Raw genomic sequence first — 16081 nt, 5'->3', positions numbered from 1 at the left:
TATTAACATCGTCATAAATTCAAGCCCAAACTGGTTATTTATGTACGTATGTATTTGTCGCGGTATTACCGATAAACAGCTGATAAAAAGCATTGATGAAGGTGCTACAACAATGAAAGAATTAAGTACTGAGCTTGGTATTGGTAATCAATGCGGCAAGTGCTGTCAATGTGCGAAGAAGGTATTACACCAAACTAGACTCAAGCAAGCACAACAACAGCCACAGGTAGCCTAACTACATTGAGATTGTAAATAGTTGTCTAAGCCCTCATGGCCGATCAGATATTGCTGACTCTCGATCCAGTCAATTTGTTCTTCAACTTCTTCTAAGATTTCAGTGGCTATATCACGACTGACAAAATCATTACTTTTTTCGCATTCTTCAATCAAGGTTTGTAGTACCACGCGAATACTCAACTCCAGCTCAATATTCAGTTGAATCATTTCAGCAGCCTCTTCACCGATAGCTAACCGACCTAAGTCTTGTAAATTCGGCAACCCTTGCAAAAATAAAATACGATTAATAAGTTTATCTGCCTGCTTCATTTTTAAAATAGACTGTTTGTAGTCCGCTTTATCCAATCCCTCTAAGCCCCAATTTTTATACATTCTGGCATGTAAAAAATATTGATTGATCGCAACCAGCTTACAACCTAGCGCCTTATTTAATAACATGATGATATTTGTATTTCCTTGCATAACCGCCTCCTGAACGATGAATGTGGTAATACGATAAGAATTAAGAGCCCATATGCGACTGGATATAATTAGATAAACTGATTTTTTTAATCAACCCTAACTGCTGCTCTAACCAGTAAACATGATCTTCTTCAGTATCAGCCAGTAATGGCAACAATACTTCCCGGGTTTGATAATCACCTTCTTCCTCGCACACTTTAATACCAGCACGTAATCCACCAACAACTTCCATTTCCAATACCAGATCATTAGTCAGCATACTCGTCACATCACTGCCAATTAATAAATCCCTGCGATCTTTTAAATTCGGTCGACCCTCAAGAAATAGAATACGTTTAATGAGCGCGTCAGCATGCGTAATTTCTTCTTCCATTTCATGGCTGATCCGTTCATATAATTTTTCTAATCCCCAATCCTGGTACATTCGAGAGTGGGTGAAATATTGATCAATTGCTGCTAATTCATTGTGTAATAACCCATTAAGGGTCGCGATAACCTTACTGTTGCCTTTCATCATAAACTCCAATAAACAGGTAGTAGAGTTAAGCTTAGATAACAATCACAGTTTTACCATTACAAGGTGGGAAATTACGAGTTAGATAACAAGACAGAGGGCGATCGCCCTCTGTGAATTTATTCTTTATCATCGTCGTGTTTGGCTTTATCTTCTTCAACAAAATAATCACTTAATTCCACCCAAACTGCTATCCCAACAATACTCAGCACCCCTAGCCACGTACCGGTATCAGCAATAGGAACTTCCATAAGCATGATTAATAAAGCAAAAAAAGCGATTGAAGAATATACTTTTAGTCTGCCACTGGCTTGTAGTAACATACACACTCCTTGTTGATGGTTACTTAAGAGCGCAAGATGATGTCTCGCGTTCATTAACAATTTAACAACATATTGGTAATTTACCAATATGTAATTACGATCACTCACTAATATTAGTCTATTAACGTATATTGACCACATAGAGAAAGCCTGATGAACCCATTATTTTCCGATCCAGAACATGAACTAGATGCCCTCGGTTTACGCTGTCCAGAACCTGTAATGATGGTAAGAAAAACAGTGAGAAAACTAGAGGATGGTCAAACGTTATTGATACTTGCAGACGACCCCGCGACAGTACGTGATATCCCAAGTTTCTGCCAGTTTATGGATCACACCCTAGTGGCTAGCCAGACAGAGCACCTACCGTATCAATACCTGATCAAAAAAGGTGTAAATTAGTCACTCAATATACGCGAATATCAACACTGCATATTCGCGAGCCCTCTATCCCTAGCCAGATTTTCTGCCGAACCCTTGCTAACCTAGCTCGAATACTTGAAAAAACCACACTAACAATACGAAATATTGTAATTTATCCTATATTCATATCTGCGCAGCAGGTATACTTTAATGATTATTTCTTTGCTTTATTGTGCAGATATCATGTCAAAATATAATGTTAAAACCTTTCAAGGGCTGATCCTAGCACTGCAGGATTACTGGGCTCGTCAAGGTTGTGCGATTGTACAACCATTCGATATGGAAGTAGGTGCCGGCACCTCTCACCCAATGACGTTTTTACGCTCATTAGGTCCAGAGCCAATGGCTTATGCTTACGTTCAACCATCGCGTCGTCCAACTGATGGCCGTTATGGTGAAAATCCAAACCGTTTACAACACTACTACCAGTTTCAAGTAGTGCTCAAACCATCACCAGCTAATATCCAAGAATTATACTTGGACTCGCTGAAAGAAGTTGGTCTTGATCCATTGGTTCACGACATCCGCTTCGTTGAAGACAACTGGGAAAACCCAACATTGGGTGCCTGGGGTCTAGGTTGGGAAATCTGGCTAAACGGTATGGAAGTATCGCAGTTTACATACTTCCAAGCAGTTGGTGGTCTTGAATGTAAACCAGTTACAGGCGAAATGACTTACGGTCTTGAACGTCTTGCTATGTACATCCAAGAAGTAGACAGCGTATATGACCTAGTGTGGACAGACGGTCCTCTAGGCACTGTTAAGTATGGTGATATTTTCCACCAAAATGAAGTTGAGCAGTCTACTTACAACTTCGAGCATGCAAATGTGGATTTCCTATTTACTCTCTTTGATGAAAGTGAAAAAGAAGCGCAAAAGCTATTGGATTTAGAAGTGCCACTACCGCTACCAGCATACGAACGTATTCTTGATGCTGGCCACGCATTTAATATGCTAGATGCACGTCATGCAATCTCTGTGACTGAGCGTCAACGCTATATTTTACGTATCCGTACCCTTTCTAAAGGTGTTGCTGAAGCGTATTACGCATCTCGTGAAGCGCTAGGCTTCCCGCTATGTAAAAAAGACAAATAGGAAGTAGCATGGCAACTGAAAATTTATTAATCGAGATTGGTACTGAAGAATTACCACCAAAATCGTTACGCACATTAGCAGAAGCATTTGCGGCAAACTTCCAAGCTGAGCTAGACAAAGCAGGTTTAGAATTTGCTGACGTTAACTGGATGGCAGCACCACGTCGTTTAGCATTAACAGTAACAGCGCTTGCAGACGCTCAAGCTGACAAAGTAATTGAAAAACGCGGTCCTGCGATTTCTGTTGCATTTGATGCCGATGGTAATGCAACGAAAGCGGCTCAAGGTTGGGCACGCGGTAATGGTATTACTGTTGAGCAAGCTGGTCGAATTAAAACAGACAAAGGCGAATGGCTACTTCATAAGTCAGAAGTAAAAGGTCAACCAACACAAGCTCTTGTAGCCGACATGGTAGCGACGTCTTTGGCTAAACTACCTGTTAGCAAGCCGATGCGTTGGGGTTCTAGCCCAATTCAATTCATTCGTCCAGTACATACAATTACGATGTTATTTGGTGCAGAAGCCCTTGAAGGCGAAATCTTAGGTATTAAAGCAGCACGAACTATTCGTGGTCACCGTTTCCTAGGTAAAGGTGATTTTGAATTACCACACGCTGACAACTATGTAGATTTACTTGAAGATCATGGCATGGTAATGGTTGATTACGAACGTCGTAAAGATGTAATTCGTAAGCAAGTAATTGCGGCTGCAAACGAACACGGCGGTGTTGCTGAAATCGAAGAAGACCTCCTCGAAGAAGTTACGTCTTTAGTAGAATGGCCAGTAACATTAGTGGGTAACTTTGAAGAACGTTACCTCGACGTACCAGCGGAAGCTTTAATCTACACGATGAAAGACAACCAAAAGTACTTCCCAATGTTAAGTACAGACGGCGAGCTTTTACCTAAATTTATATTTGTTTCAAACATCATCAGTAAAGATGTTAGACAAGTAATTGAAGGTAACGAAAAAGTTGTACGCCCTCGCCTAGCAGATGCTGAATTCTTCTTTAACACAGATAAGAAACGGTCATTAGAAAGTCGTCTTGCTGATCTAGAAACTGTTTTATTCCAAAAACAACTGGGTACGTTAAAAGAAAAATCACAACGTATTGCTAATTTAGCGGCTGCTATTGCAGGTAAAATATCAGCAAATACAGAGCATGCACAACGTGCAGGTCTACTCGCTAAAGCTGACTTAATGTCAGACATGGTTGTAGAATTTCCTGACGTGCAAGGTGTGATGGGCATGCACTATGCGCGCAACGATGGTGAAGCAGAAGAAGTAGCAGTAGCACTAAACGAACAGTACATGCCTCGTTATGCTGGTGATCGCCTACCTGAATCATTAGTTGCTTGTTCAGTCGCACTTGCTGACAAACTAGATACACTAGTTGGTATCTTCGGTATTGGTCAAATCCCTAAAGGTGATAAAGACCCGTTTGCACTTCGTCGTGCTGCGATTGGTACATTGCGTATCATTATCGAAAAAGACTTACCACTAGATCTTGTCGATTTAGTTGATACAGCAAAAGTACTCTTTGGTGACAAGCTATCAAACCAAAATGTATCAACTGATGTTGTTGCATTTATACTTGGCCGTTTCCCTGCATGGTACAGAGATGTTGGTATCAGTGTTGATGTAATTCAAGCAGTATTAGCTCGTCGTCCAACTAAACCTGCTGATTTTGATAAGCGTGTTAAGGCTGTCAATCACTTCCGTAGTTTAGATGCTTCTGCAACATTAGCAGCAGCGAATAAACGTGTTGGTAATATCCTAGCTAAGTTTGAAGGTGAACTAAACTCAGTGGTTGATGCATCACTGCTTCAAGAAGATGCTGAAAAAGCACTGGCTTCTGCTGTTGATGCTAAAGTGGAATTACTTGCGCCATTATTTGCGGCCGGTGATTACCAACAAGCATTAACAGAATTATCAGAACTACGTGAAGTTGTAGATACATTCTTCGACAACGTAATGGTAATGGCTGATGATGAAGCACTTAAAATTAACCGCTTAACATTACTAAATACACTGCGTAACCAATTTTTAAATGTAGCGGATATTTCTGTATTACAGAAGTAACCCTTAATTAGAATTTGTAATAGCAATAAAAAAAGCCAGTATCTATGATACTGGCTTTTTTATTACCTCGATGACAAGGTCAAAATAAAAACGGTAACAGGTAACAAAGCCGCAAATAATATCGAACATGTTCCACGTGGAACATCGCCTATTTTACTTTCTTCAACCGCCCTGTTAAACCCGCTGAATAACGCCAAACGTGATCAAATATTTTCATCAACTCAGGATTACCTTGCGGTGATAATGAAATAGCATGATAACGATTTTTCTGTGCTTTAATTGCACGTACTTTATCTGCCAAATACGTTGGTAACTTCTGTGCTATAAAATCAGAAATAACTAAAGTATCCGCATTTTTATATTGTGCCGAACTCATCAATTCAAGTGACTTTTCGATTACAGGTTGCAGGTCTGTACCACCACGAAAGCTTGATGACAAGAAAGTTAGCATCGTCGATAAGCTGGTACTTTGCGTTACTGGAAAGGTGATCACTTCATTAGAAAACATCATCAAGTAGCATTGACGTCGTTGCTCAAATGCAACTTGCAACAAAGCATAACAAATCGATTTGGCAGTCAGTTCAGGAAAGCCTTGCATCGATGTTGAGCTATCAACACAGATAATAAAAGGCCCGCCTATTTGCTCATCAGCATCGGTAATATCATGATACTGCGTTATTTTTTTATACTGTTGCAGCGCGCCTTGATACTGATAAGTCAATAAGTGGCGCTCTACATAGCGTTTATAAAAGATGATCTCTAACTCAGGAAACGTTAAGTTAACCGCTTCGGTTTGCAGCATCCGTGAGATTTCATCACTGTAGGTAACGCCTTGCATATCATCTGGAACATTATCTTGATAGCTATTATCCAATACCCAGGTTTCATAACTGTTCGGTGTTTCTTCCGGGTTAATGTGTGCAAGCGCCATGCGTCCGAGCTCAGAGGCAATTTGTTTAACTTCTTTGTTCTTACGTAAATTAGCAGCATAACGTTGCAGCAACTTGGTATCTAAATGGGTCAACTTACCTTTAGCCAGATCCCATAAACGTTCACCATTGCACAATAAATCACGGTCGAGCACATCTTCTAATTGTTCAATCGTTTCTTCACGCTCGGCTAATTCGATCAATAACTGTTCCCGCTTTTCTTCGATTAAACGGTTTTGTTCTTGATACATCATTAACTCAATTACTTGCTGCCAGCTATCTAAAAAAACGGCAAAGAACACATCATCCTGCATATTTCTATTTTGCTGATAGATAGTTAATCCAGTTTGATAAAATGACGAGTCGGCTTTTATCTTACTCAGAATACCTTCAACTTTATTTCTAAAGTCACTCGGACTCAATAATCTTGCCGTCTCGCACAAATGGACCTCATTGCTCAAACCAGCAGGTAATGGCATATCCGCTAATAAGGTCGTGACCTGCTGCTTCCAATCATTAATGTAAGCCAGTTTAATATCACTGGTTACTCGATTATTAGCAGTAATGTCTAACAGAGCATCATCAACTAATTGTCGAATAGCTGGGTTTTGATTATAAGACTTAGCCATGCCTATTAGCCTTGTTCAAACAAACGTGCAATTGCATTCAAACGATCTAATAGCGACGCTTTATGCTGCACTAAGTTATTCAACTCTAATGATAATGAACCAAGACTGGTTGCGACATCATCCATAAAGTCGTCACTGACAAAAATATTATGGTTAGTTAAGCTAAACTCTCGTTGGCTTTTCTTCAACTTATCCGCTATCACCGTGATCTCTTTATCTATCTCAGCTAGAGGTTGTAACCAGTTTTCATCAATATTCAGCGTAACATCCGAAACTATAACGGCAACCGGAATACTTTTATTGGCAAAGTTTTGGACTTGTAAATGCTGATTAGCATCGACAGAAAAGTTTAACCAAACATCGTTACGGTGATCATTCACATAGCCTTTTACTAAACAAGAGCCTGTTCTTATCTGTTTTTGGAAATCATCCAAACCAACATGTACCCACTTTGCGGTTTCTTGTGAGCCCTGCTCTAATACATCGTACTCACCCAATAATGCAATCTTACATAAACCCGGAATACCATTTAGACTCGACTTCCGCACAAATTCACGATCTAACTTATAGCGTAATTTGGTTAATAGCACATCAGAGATCAAACGAGTCGCAAAGCGATCAATGAACTCAGCATCAAGTTTAATCAATCGATTCTTGATACTCGCTAACGCAGAATTCACTTCATCTTGGTCACAGAAACGCTTACTGGCAAATTGGTGAGTGGCTTCGATAATGACATCTCGCGATTCCAGGTCATGCCAAATACAATCTTTAAGAATAAATAAATCGGTTTCTGTTACTTCATCACGACCATTAAAATAAGCACAGGCTTGCAACAGACGCATTGATTTTTTCCAACGACGATCAGAGACATAAACGGGTTCAACAATCATCTCACCACTGGTATTGCGTTGCTCTAAAAATAACTTAAGCTCGTAAATTATCTCAAAACAATGCTCACTGAGACGTACTTGGTTAATCTCGTTTTGCCAAAGTTCGAACTCATCATTACTCACTTTTACGATCTTATCGTTTATTTGGCGTAATGGTTTCTGAATTAACATCGCTTTGAAATTTCGCTTATCTTGAATAGGCTCTAAATATAGACGTAGTAACATACGATCATATAAGGCTTCCAAGCCTGAATCAGCACTCGGTAATTCATTTGATGCCGAAACAATAACCCGCATGGGTACTTTTTGATGTTCAATACCATTATGGAAGGTACGCTCATTAATTACGGTTAATAAGGTATTTAAGATCGCAGGTCCCGCTTTCCAAATCTCATCGAGAAACACTACTTCAGCTTCTGGTAAGTAACCTTTAGTTAAACGTACATATTTACCTTCATCCTTCAGCGCCTTAATTGATAGTGGGCCAAAGATCTCTTCAGGTGTTGAAAATCGCGTCATTAAATATTCGAAGTAACTTTCATCTTCAAAAATTTCAATCATACGTTTCGCAATCAAACTTTTAGCAATACCCGGCGGCCCTAATAAAAACACACTTTCACCACTTAAGGCGGCTAATAAACATAATCTTATGGCATCTCGGCGTTCATAAATACCATAAGAAAGATGATCTATTAGTGTTTCAATACGTTCTGATAACAAATTTCTTTGCATAGGAATAAGCTCTTCCTGCCTCTTTAAAGGCTATTATTGTAATCTTGGAGTTCAACCTTACCTTATCTGTCGCGGACAATAAATACATAATGAGTAGAGTGTTTTTTTTATTATTACAGCTTTGATATTCAGTACTTTTGGCTATAAGCGCAGCCTGTTTTAAATGATGTTCCACGTGGAACATTGTCAATATCGATAGCACTAAAACCCTTATGTTTCACGTGAAACATTCCCAGTAATAAAAATAAATTTGCATCTCTCATACTATCGACAACCGCGTCAAGTTCAGCTATGTTGGTTGTTTACCCTTTAAATAATTACAAGAAGTGCTGATATGGAATTCTCATTGTTTGGTCAAAGATTTACTCAATTCTCAGGGATCACGCAGCTAATGCATGATCTAAATGAAGGTATTCGCAGCGGTGATGATGTCATCATGCTCGGAGGTGGTAACCCTGCTCAAATCCCTGAGATGCTGAAGCGCTTTAACAGTGAAGCACAACAATTATTAAGCAGTGGTGATCTGGTTGCAGCAATGTCTAACTACGATGGTCCACAAGGAAAGAACAGTTTCACCACAGCACTTGCTACATTATTAAATAAAACCTACGGCTGGGAATTAACCGATAAAAATATAGCCCTAACTAATGGCAGCCAAAATGCCTTCTTCTACCTATTCAATTTATTCGCAGGTGACTTTTCCGGTAATAAGAAAAAAAAGGTATTGTTTCCATTAGCTCCGGAATACATAGGTTATACAGACACAGCACTGAGCGATGACTTTTTTGAGACGGTGAAGCCTAAGATTGAATTACTCGATGGTGGTTTATTTAAATACCATGTTGATTTTGACAACCTCCATATTACCGATGATATTGGTTTAATCTGCGTATCGCGCCCAACCAATCCAACCGGTAATGTATTAACCGATGAAGAAATGCAACGTCTTGATGCACTGGCCAAACAGCATAATATCCCCTTACTAATAGATAACGCTTATGGCACACCGTTTCCAAATATTATATTTGAGCCAGTAGAACCTATTTACAACGACAATACCATCTTATGTATGAGTCTTTCAAAACTCGGCTTACCCGGCACCCGTTGCGGTATCGTGATTGGTAATGAAGAAGTCATCTCCGCAATCTCGAACTTAAGCGGTATAATTAACTTAGCACCTGGTAGCTTAGGGCCAATGCTGGCACAAAACCTTGTTGAGTCTGGTGACATCATTAGCTTAAGTGAAAATGTGATCAAGCCTTACTATTATGCCAAAGCACAGCAAGCCGTGACTTGGTTACAAGACAGTATTACCGATGAACGCTTCCGAATTCATAAACCGGAAGGCGCTATCTTCTTATGGTTATGGTTCGAAGATCTGCCTATCAGCAGCCAAGAACTGTATGAGCGCTTGAAAACACGTGGCGTTCTCATTGTATCGGGTCATCATTTTTTTCCTGGTCTAGATGAAGAATGGCGTCATACCGATGAATGTATCCGCATGAACTATTCGCAGCCAGATGAGGCTGTACAACGAGGGATCAAGATAATTGCCGAAGAAGTACAAAAAGCTTACGCTGAAATGGTAGTAATAAGTACAGCAACCGCTTAATCTTATCGAATAAGTTTGCAGTAAACGGTTGCTATACTTATCTGAATTATATAATAAAAATCAACAGATACAAAAAAGGAGCCACTAGGCTCCTTTTTAATACATTCAATATAACAAGATTAGAAATCTAAGTTAGCTACTTTTAATGCATTTTCTTCGATAAATTCACGACGCGGTTCAACATGATCACCCATTAAGGTTGTGAATAATTGATCGGCTGCAACAGCATCTTCAATACGCACTTGCAACATACGACGCGTTTCAGGATCCATGGTTGTTTCCCATAACTGACTAGGGTTCATTTCACCTAGACCTTTATAGCGTTGGATATAACTACCACGTTTCGATTCAGCCATTATCCAATTTAGTGCATCAACAAAGCTCGTTACTTCGCGACTCTTCTCACCACGTTTAATATAAGCGCCTTCTTCAAGTAAATTAGCGATACCTAAACCAGTCAGTGTCGCGTATTCTTTTGACTTAAAGAAACCAGGCGTAAAGTCATAGTTCGTATCTAAACCATGTTGACGGATAGACAGCACAGGATAGAATAACTGACTTTCTTCATCTTGTGCAATACGTGCAGAGTACAAGGTACCCGACATTTCTTTCGCGGTTAACGTGACAATGAGTTCTTCAGCCCATGCCGTCGTTAGCGCTTCATCTGCCTGCATCTCAGTGGTTAACGGTGATTGATAAATCATTTCGTTAGTGAACACTTTTGGTAAACTACGATTTAGCTTCGCCATTAATGTTTCAATCTTACGGTAACCATTAACTAAATCTTCTAATGCTGCACCTTGAATAGCTGGCGCATCTGGATTAACAAACAAGCCAGCACCATCTAACGCGATAGTAGTAAGGTATTGAGTTAAGTCGGCATCATCTTTGAGGTAACGTTCTTGTTTACCTTTCTTCATTTTATACAACGGTGGCTGAGCAATATAAATATAACCACGTTCAATCAATTCCGGCATTTGACGGAAGAAGAAAGTCAACAATAAGGTACGGATGTGTGAACCATCGACGTCGGCATCGGTCATGATAATGATTTGATGATAACGCGTTTTATCCGGGTTATATTCATCACGACCAATACCACAACCCATCGCTGTGATTAAGGTAGCGACTTCTTGTGATGATAACATTTTATCAAAACGGGCTTTTTCTACGTTTAAGATCTTACCTTTTAACGGTAGAATTGCTTGGTTTTTACGATTACGCCCCTGCTTAGCTGAACCGCCAGCAGAGTCACCTTCCACAATATAAAGTTCAGAAAGTGCCGGATCTTTTTCCTGACAATCCGCAAGTTTACCTGGCAGACCAGCTAAATCTAATGCACCTTTACGACGAGTCATATCACGTGCTTTACGTGCAGCTTCGCGCGCACGTGATGCATCGATAATTTTAGTCACAACAGTTGATGCTTCTTTCGGATTCTCTAGCAAGTATTCAGCTAGCTTTTCACCCATAGCTTGTTCTACGGCAGATTTAACTTCTGAAGACACTAATTTATCTTTAGTTTGTGAAGAGAACTTAGGATCAGGTACCTTCACAGAAATAACAGCAGTTAGACCTTCACGGGCATCATCACCAGTAGCAGTCGACGACTTGGCTTTTTTCAAGAAGCCTTCTTTTTCCATGTAGTTGTTTAACGTACGCGTTAATGCACCACGGAAACCTGCAAGGTGAGTACCACCATCGCGTTGCGGAATATTATTGGTAAAGCAATAGATACCTTCCTGGAAACCATCGTTCCACTGCATCGCAACTTCAACAGTAATCCCGTCTTCACGTTCAACCGAGAAGTGAAATGCGTCTTTGTTGATTGGTGTTTTGTTTACATTTAAGTAATCAACAAATGCCTTGATGCCACCTTCATAAACGAAATGATCCGATTTACCGTCTTCACGTTCATCAATTAATTTAATTGAAACACCTGAGTTTAGGAAAGATAACTCACGTAAACGTTTTGCTAAAATATCATAATGAAATAATGTATTGGTGAAAGTCTCATGACTAGGCCAAAAGCGTAATTCAGTACCCGTTGTATCAATATCACCAATCACTGCGATCGGTGCTTGTGGTTCACCATGACGATAAATTTGCTGATGGATATGACCGTGGCGATGAATGGTTAATTCTAATTTTTCTGATAATGCATTTACAACAGAAACACCTACACCGTGTAAACCACCAGATACTTTATACGAATTATCATCGAATTTACCACCGGCATGCAGTACCGTTAAAATAACTTCGGCAGCAGAAACCCCCTCTTCTTCATGAATATCAACCGGAATACCACGACCGTCATCACTAACAGATACAGAACCATCTTCGTGTATCGTTACTACAACATCAGTACAATGACCCGCTAAAGCTTCATCGATAGAGTTATCTACAACCTCAAATACCATGTGGTGCAAACCTGAACCATCATCAGTATCACCAATATACATACCGGGGCGCTTACGCACCGCGTCCAAGCCTTTCAGTACTTTAATACTTGAAGAGTCGTAATTATTTTCAGACATAGTTAGCTCTCGCGCCTTTATATTTAAAATTCAATTAATTTGCCATGTTCCACGTGAAACATTTTACAGCTTTCTGTTAAAAGAGCTGTTACCTGACTTTTCTCAATAGCCGTAACAAATACTTGAGCCTTACTCTCAATCAGATACTGCGCCAGCAACTTCCGTTTACTGTCATCAAGTTCTGAGGAAAAGTCATCGATTAAAAAAGTGCATCGCTTATTGCTATGCTGACTTAAAAAAAGTCCCTGACTTAATCGCATTGCGCACACAGCCAATTTAAGTTGACCTCTTGATAAAATATCGTGTGCCGGTACTCCGTTCGCTCTAATTCGGATATCCGCTTTTTGCGGACCTAAGCTAGTGTAACCTAACTGTTGATCACGCATAAAATTTTGTTTTAATAATTCAGCTAACTCGATACCACTATCCCATCCTTGATAATAGCGAATATCAAATTCATACTCGGGTAAGAAGTCTGCCAAGGCAGATTTAATTATCGGATTAAGCTGTTCAAGATAACGACTGCGCATCTGCGCAATAGTAGTCCCTTGAACTGCAAACTCCTTATCCCAATATGCTAGCTCAGCATAACGCTTGCCCGATTTTAAAATAGCATTACGCTGTTTTAATAATCGCGTCAACTTTGCCCATGTAGCAAAAAATTCTGGTTCCATGTGGAACACTCCCCAATCAACAAATTGTCGACGTAATTTAGGGCCACTTGAAAGTAAGGTAAAACTTTCAGGATGAATTAATTGTAACGGTAATATGCCGGGTAATTCTGCTAACCGTTCTGCTTTTTGTCCGGCAATTTTTAATTCTGTATCACTGTTTTTTGATTTCTTTAACCCGATAGTGGTGATCTGTTCATCGTTTAATCGCTGCTGACATTGCGAAAATAAAATGAAATCCTTCTCACCATGTTTCACAACGCGACTGGTTAAGTGAGTGCGAAAAGAACGCCCTAACCCCAAGTAATGAATCGCTTCAAGTACACTTGATTTACCACTGCCATTCTCACCCAGAATAATATTAACACCCACACCCGGTTGCATGGATACTTGTTTAATATTTCTAAAATCAGTGATATTTAGCTTAACCAGTCCCATCTAAACTTATAACCGCATTGGCATAACAACATACAATGCTTGATCAGATTGTTCATCTTCAATCAAGGCACTGCTGTTCGCATCTAATAATGACATTTTAACTTTGTCACATTTAAGCGTGTTTAATACGTCTAATACATAACTTACGTTGAAGCTAATCTCTAACTCATCGTAGCCAAACTCAACATCAAGCAACTCTTCAGCTTCTTCTTGCTCTGGGTTATTAGCCGTAATCTTAAGTAGACCTTGGTTCATATTCAGACGCACACCACGGAATTTTTCATTCGATAAAATAGCGGCACGCGAGAAGGCTTGTTTCAATTCTTCACGACCAGATATTAACATCTTATCGGCATTTTTTGGTAATACCCGACGGTAATCAGGAAAACGACCATCAACCAATTTACAAGTAAAAACAAAACCGCCGGTGATAGCACGAATGTTATTACTACCTAACTGAATCTTAACCATGTCTTCTTCACTGTCTAACAAGCGCACTAATTCAAGTACACCTTTACGCGGCACGATAACTTGCTGCTGCGCGAGATTAGCATCATGCTGACAACTTGCCACAGCTAGGCGGTGGCCATCGGTTGCGACAGTTCGTAGTACATTACCTTCAGTTTCGAATAACATACCGTTAAGATAATAACGTACATCCTGACTTGCCATTGAGAACTGGGTATTATCAATCAATCGACGTAATGAACCTTGCAGCAGTTCAAATTCAATATCGTTATCCCAATCTTCAATATTTGGAAATTCTGTTGCAGGTAACGTTGATAAAGAAAAACGGCTACGTCCTGATTTCACCACAATACGATCATTCGCATAATTGACTTGAATTTGTGCACCATCAGGTAACCCTCGACATATATCCAGGAATTTTTTCGCAGGCACAGTAGTACGGCCTTCACTGTACTCACCTTCAAGACTAACTTGACCAATTAACTCGACTTCCAGATCAGTACCTGTTAACGATAATTTACCATCTTTGGCATCAAGTAATATATTACCTAAGATCGGTAAAGTTGGACGGTTACCCAAGGCACCCGATACCAACTGTAGCGGTCGTAATAATGCTTCGCGATTAATTGTAAACTGCATTTAATATAACCTTTTTTACGACGATAGTGTTCTGATCAAATTAGAATAATCTTCTTTAATATCGTGATTTTCTTCTTTCAGTTGCACGATCTTACGACAAGCATGTAATACCGTAGTATGGTCACGGCCACCAAACGCATCACCAATTTCCGGTAAGCTGTGATTGGTTAATTCTTTGGCTAATGCCATAGCTACTTGACGTGGTCTGGCGACAGAACGACTACGACGCTTCGACAACAAATCGGCAATTTTAATCTTATAATATTCTGCAACTGTCTTTTGAATATTATCAATGGTCACCAGTTTTTCTTGCAGTGCTAATAAATCACGTAATGCCTCTCGGACAAAGTCAATATTAATAGCACGACCCGTAAAGTTAGCATTCGCGATCACTCGATTCAATGCCCCTTCCAGCTCACGTACGTTCGAACGTAAACGTTTGGCAATAAAGAACGCTACTTCATCGGGTAAATGAATGTTACTTTCAACCGCTTTACGCATTAAGATGGCAACACGAGTTTCCAATTCTGGTGGTTCAATGGCAATAGTTAAACCCCAACCAAAACGAGATTTCAATCTATCTTCAACACCATCAATCTCTTTTGGATAACGATCGGAAGTTAAAATAATCTGTTGGTTACCTTCAAGTAAGGCATTAAAAGTATGAAAAAATTCTTCTTGTGAACGTTCTTTCTTAGCAAAAAATTGAATGTCATCAATCAATAATGCATCAACACTGCGGTAATAATTTTTGAACGCTTCAATGGCATTGTTCTGTAATGCTTTAACCATGTCCTGAACAAAACGCTCAGAGTGCATATAGATCACTTTGGCATTAGGTTTTTGCGCTTTAATACCATTACCAACTGCGTGTAATAAATGCGTTTTACCTAAACCTGTGCCACCGTATAGAAATAACGGGTTATAAGCACCACCCGGATTACTCGCTACCTGCTGTGCAGCTGCACGTGCTAATTGGTTTGACTTACCTTCAACAAAGTTGTCGAACGTATACGTTAAATTCACATTGCTACGGTGATTAATTGTCGGCTGCTGTGGTGAGCTAGATTCCCACGGGTCCAGTGCTGGTCTTGAGATCACTTTTTGAGTCACTACACGATCAACCTTGGTAGTCGTTTGTGTTACCTTCGTCGCTTTACCACCAATATCAAAACGTAAGATAGGTGCATCTGCACCACAAAACTCATCGAATAATGCCGTAATTGAATTAAGGTATTTGTCTCGAACCCAATCAAGTACAAAACGATTCGGAGCATACAAGGTGAGAGTACTGTCGGTAAGTTCAGCTTTCAGTGGGCGTAACCACATACTGAATTCAGTAGAGGAAAGCTCATTTTGTAAGCGCGAAAGGCACTGCTGCCAAAGAGAAACGGACAC

At 39.8% G+C, this 16081-nt stretch carries 14 protein-coding genes; 5 read left to right on the top strand and 9 right to left on the bottom strand.

Translation table 11 applies throughout. From position 1 onward, the window contains the following. The first annotated feature begins 40 nt into the window (after nucleotides 1–40). A complete protein-coding gene (locus HWV01_RS00070) occupies nucleotides 41–235 on the top strand; it encodes a (2Fe-2S)-binding protein (RefSeq protein ID WP_211673542.1) in 195 nt (64 codons plus the stop codon). Here HWV01_RS00070 and bfr (HWV01_RS00065) read toward each other — a convergent pair. The 3 genes from bfr (HWV01_RS00065) to HWV01_RS00055 all read right to left on the bottom strand — a co-directional run bounded on the left by bfr (HWV01_RS00065) (nucleotide 232) and on the right by HWV01_RS00055 (nucleotide 1536). Beyond that, nucleotides 232–699 carry a bacterioferritin gene (bfr, locus tag HWV01_RS00065; RefSeq protein WP_045112324.1) on the bottom strand — a complete coding sequence of 156 codons (468 nt, stop codon included), beginning with the start codon at nucleotides 697–699 and terminating at the stop codon, nucleotides 232–234. The genes HWV01_RS00070 and bfr (HWV01_RS00065) overlap by 4 nt on opposite strands. A 40-nt stretch (nucleotides 700–739) precedes the next feature. Then, on the bottom strand, nucleotides 740–1213 hold the full coding sequence (bfr, locus tag HWV01_RS00060) for a bacterioferritin (RefSeq protein WP_045112325.1): 474 nt from the start codon (nucleotides 1211–1213) through the stop codon (nucleotides 740–742). Nucleotides 1214–1332: 119 nt separating this feature from the next. Further along, entirely contained in the window at nucleotides 1333–1536 is a 204-nt protein-coding gene (locus HWV01_RS00055; protein WP_211673541.1) for a hypothetical protein, read from the bottom strand. Nucleotides 1537–1689: 153 nt separating this feature from the next. On the opposite strand from HWV01_RS00055, the gene tusA reads away from it, so the two are divergent. The 3 genes from tusA (at nucleotide 1690) to glyS (ending at nucleotide 5135) form a co-directional block, all read left to right on the top strand. Continuing rightward, the gene (tusA, locus tag HWV01_RS00050) at nucleotides 1690–1938 is read left to right on the top strand and encodes a sulfurtransferase TusA (protein ID WP_211673540.1); all 249 of its coding nucleotides are present in this window, start codon (nucleotides 1690–1692) and stop codon (nucleotides 1936–1938) included. A gap of 204 nt (nucleotides 1939–2142) precedes the next feature. Then, nucleotides 2143–3054 carry a glycine--tRNA ligase subunit alpha gene (glyQ, locus tag HWV01_RS00045; protein ID WP_045112710.1) on the top strand — a complete coding sequence of 304 codons (912 nt, stop codon included), beginning with the start codon at nucleotides 2143–2145 and terminating at the stop codon, nucleotides 3052–3054. Between the two features lie 8 nt (nucleotides 3055–3062). Next, nucleotides 3063–5135 (top strand): glycine--tRNA ligase subunit beta, encoded by a 2073-nt coding sequence (gene glyS, locus HWV01_RS00040; RefSeq protein WP_211673539.1) that lies wholly within the window; start codon nucleotides 3063–3065, stop codon nucleotides 5133–5135. Nucleotides 5136–5283: 148 nt separating this feature from the next. Here the strand turns inward: glyS and HWV01_RS00035 are convergent, their stop codons facing one another. Beyond that, entirely contained in the window at nucleotides 5284–6693 is a 1410-nt protein-coding gene (locus HWV01_RS00035; RefSeq protein WP_211673538.1) for a hypothetical protein, read from the bottom strand. A 5-nt stretch (nucleotides 6694–6698) separates the two neighbouring features. Next, on the bottom strand, nucleotides 6699–8318 hold the full coding sequence (locus tag HWV01_RS00030) for an AAA family ATPase (RefSeq protein ID WP_211673537.1): 1620 nt from the start codon (nucleotides 8316–8318) through the stop codon (nucleotides 6699–6701). A gap of 334 nt (nucleotides 8319–8652) precedes the next feature. Between HWV01_RS00030 and HWV01_RS00025 the strand changes: the two genes are divergently transcribed. Beyond that, a complete protein-coding gene (locus HWV01_RS00025; RefSeq protein WP_211673536.1) occupies nucleotides 8653–9930 on the top strand; it encodes a valine--pyruvate transaminase in 1278 nt (425 codons plus the stop codon). Between the two features lie 119 nt (nucleotides 9931–10049). Here HWV01_RS00025 and gyrB read toward each other — a convergent pair whose 3' ends face one another. From gyrB to dnaA, 4 genes are read right to left on the bottom strand one after another with little or no spacing between them, the layout of a single operon-like run. Beyond that, nucleotides 10050–12467, bottom strand: a complete 2418-nt coding sequence (gene gyrB / locus HWV01_RS00020) for a DNA topoisomerase (ATP-hydrolyzing) subunit B (protein ID WP_211673535.1) — start codon at nucleotides 12465–12467, stop codon at nucleotides 10050–10052. A 23-nt stretch (nucleotides 12468–12490) separates the two neighbouring features. Continuing rightward, complete coding sequence (recF, locus tag HWV01_RS00015; protein WP_211673534.1) at nucleotides 12491–13576, bottom strand: DNA replication/repair protein RecF; 1086 nt, start codon at nucleotides 13574–13576, stop codon at nucleotides 12491–12493. A gap of 6 nt (nucleotides 13577–13582) precedes the next feature. Further along, nucleotides 13583–14683, bottom strand: a complete 1101-nt coding sequence (gene dnaN / locus HWV01_RS00010) for a DNA polymerase III subunit beta (RefSeq protein WP_211673533.1) — start codon at nucleotides 14681–14683, stop codon at nucleotides 13583–13585. A 15-nt stretch (nucleotides 14684–14698) separates the two neighbouring features. Continuing rightward, nucleotides 14699–16081: a chromosomal replication initiator protein DnaA gene (dnaA, locus tag HWV01_RS00005; RefSeq protein ID WP_045112335.1), complete on the bottom strand. Its 1383-nt coding sequence runs from the start codon at nucleotides 16079–16081 to the stop codon at nucleotides 14699–14701.

It is taken from the genome of Moritella sp. 5 (assembly GCF_018219455.1).
Lineage (GTDB): Bacteria > Pseudomonadota > Gammaproteobacteria > Enterobacterales > Moritellaceae > Moritella.
The sequence above is the reverse complement of the archived record's forward strand: the minus strand, read 5'-3'. Positions and strand labels throughout refer to the sequence as shown.

What these genes read in the sequence shown, in the direction of transcription:
- HWV01_RS00070 (WP_211673542.1), top strand. Translation starts at nt 41, where the DNA reads ATGTACGTATGTATTTGTCGCGGTATTACCGATAAACAGCTGATAAAA.
- bfr (WP_045112324.1), bottom strand. Translation starts at nt 699, where the DNA reads ATGCAAGGAAATACAAATATCATCATGTTATTAAATAAGGCGCTAGGT.
- bfr (WP_045112325.1), bottom strand. Translation starts at nt 1,213, where the DNA reads ATGAAAGGCAACAGTAAGGTTATCGCGACCCTTAATGGGTTATTACAC.
- HWV01_RS00055 (WP_211673541.1), bottom strand. Translation starts at nt 1,536, where the DNA reads ATGTTACTACAAGCCAGTGGCAGACTAAAAGTATATTCTTCAATCGCT.
- tusA (WP_211673540.1), top strand. Translation starts at nt 1,690, where the DNA reads ATGAACCCATTATTTTCCGATCCAGAACATGAACTAGATGCCCTCGGT.
- glyQ (WP_045112710.1), top strand. Translation starts at nt 2,143, where the DNA reads ATGTCAAAATATAATGTTAAAACCTTTCAAGGGCTGATCCTAGCACTG.
- glyS (WP_211673539.1), top strand. Translation starts at nt 3,063, where the DNA reads ATGGCAACTGAAAATTTATTAATCGAGATTGGTACTGAAGAATTACCA.
- HWV01_RS00035 (WP_211673538.1), bottom strand. Translation starts at nt 6,693, where the DNA reads ATGGCTAAGTCTTATAATCAAAACCCAGCTATTCGACAATTAGTTGAT.
- HWV01_RS00030 (WP_211673537.1), bottom strand. Translation starts at nt 8,318, where the DNA reads ATGCAAAGAAATTTGTTATCAGAACGTATTGAAACACTAATAGATCAT.
- HWV01_RS00025 (WP_211673536.1), top strand. Translation starts at nt 8,653, where the DNA reads ATGGAATTCTCATTGTTTGGTCAAAGATTTACTCAATTCTCAGGGATC.
- gyrB (WP_211673535.1), bottom strand. Translation starts at nt 12,467, where the DNA reads ATGTCTGAAAATAATTACGACTCTTCAAGTATTAAAGTACTGAAAGGC.
- recF (WP_211673534.1), bottom strand. Translation starts at nt 13,576, where the DNA reads ATGGGACTGGTTAAGCTAAATATCACTGATTTTAGAAATATTAAACAA.
- dnaN (WP_211673533.1), bottom strand. Translation starts at nt 14,683, where the DNA reads ATGCAGTTTACAATTAATCGCGAAGCATTATTACGACCGCTACAGTTG.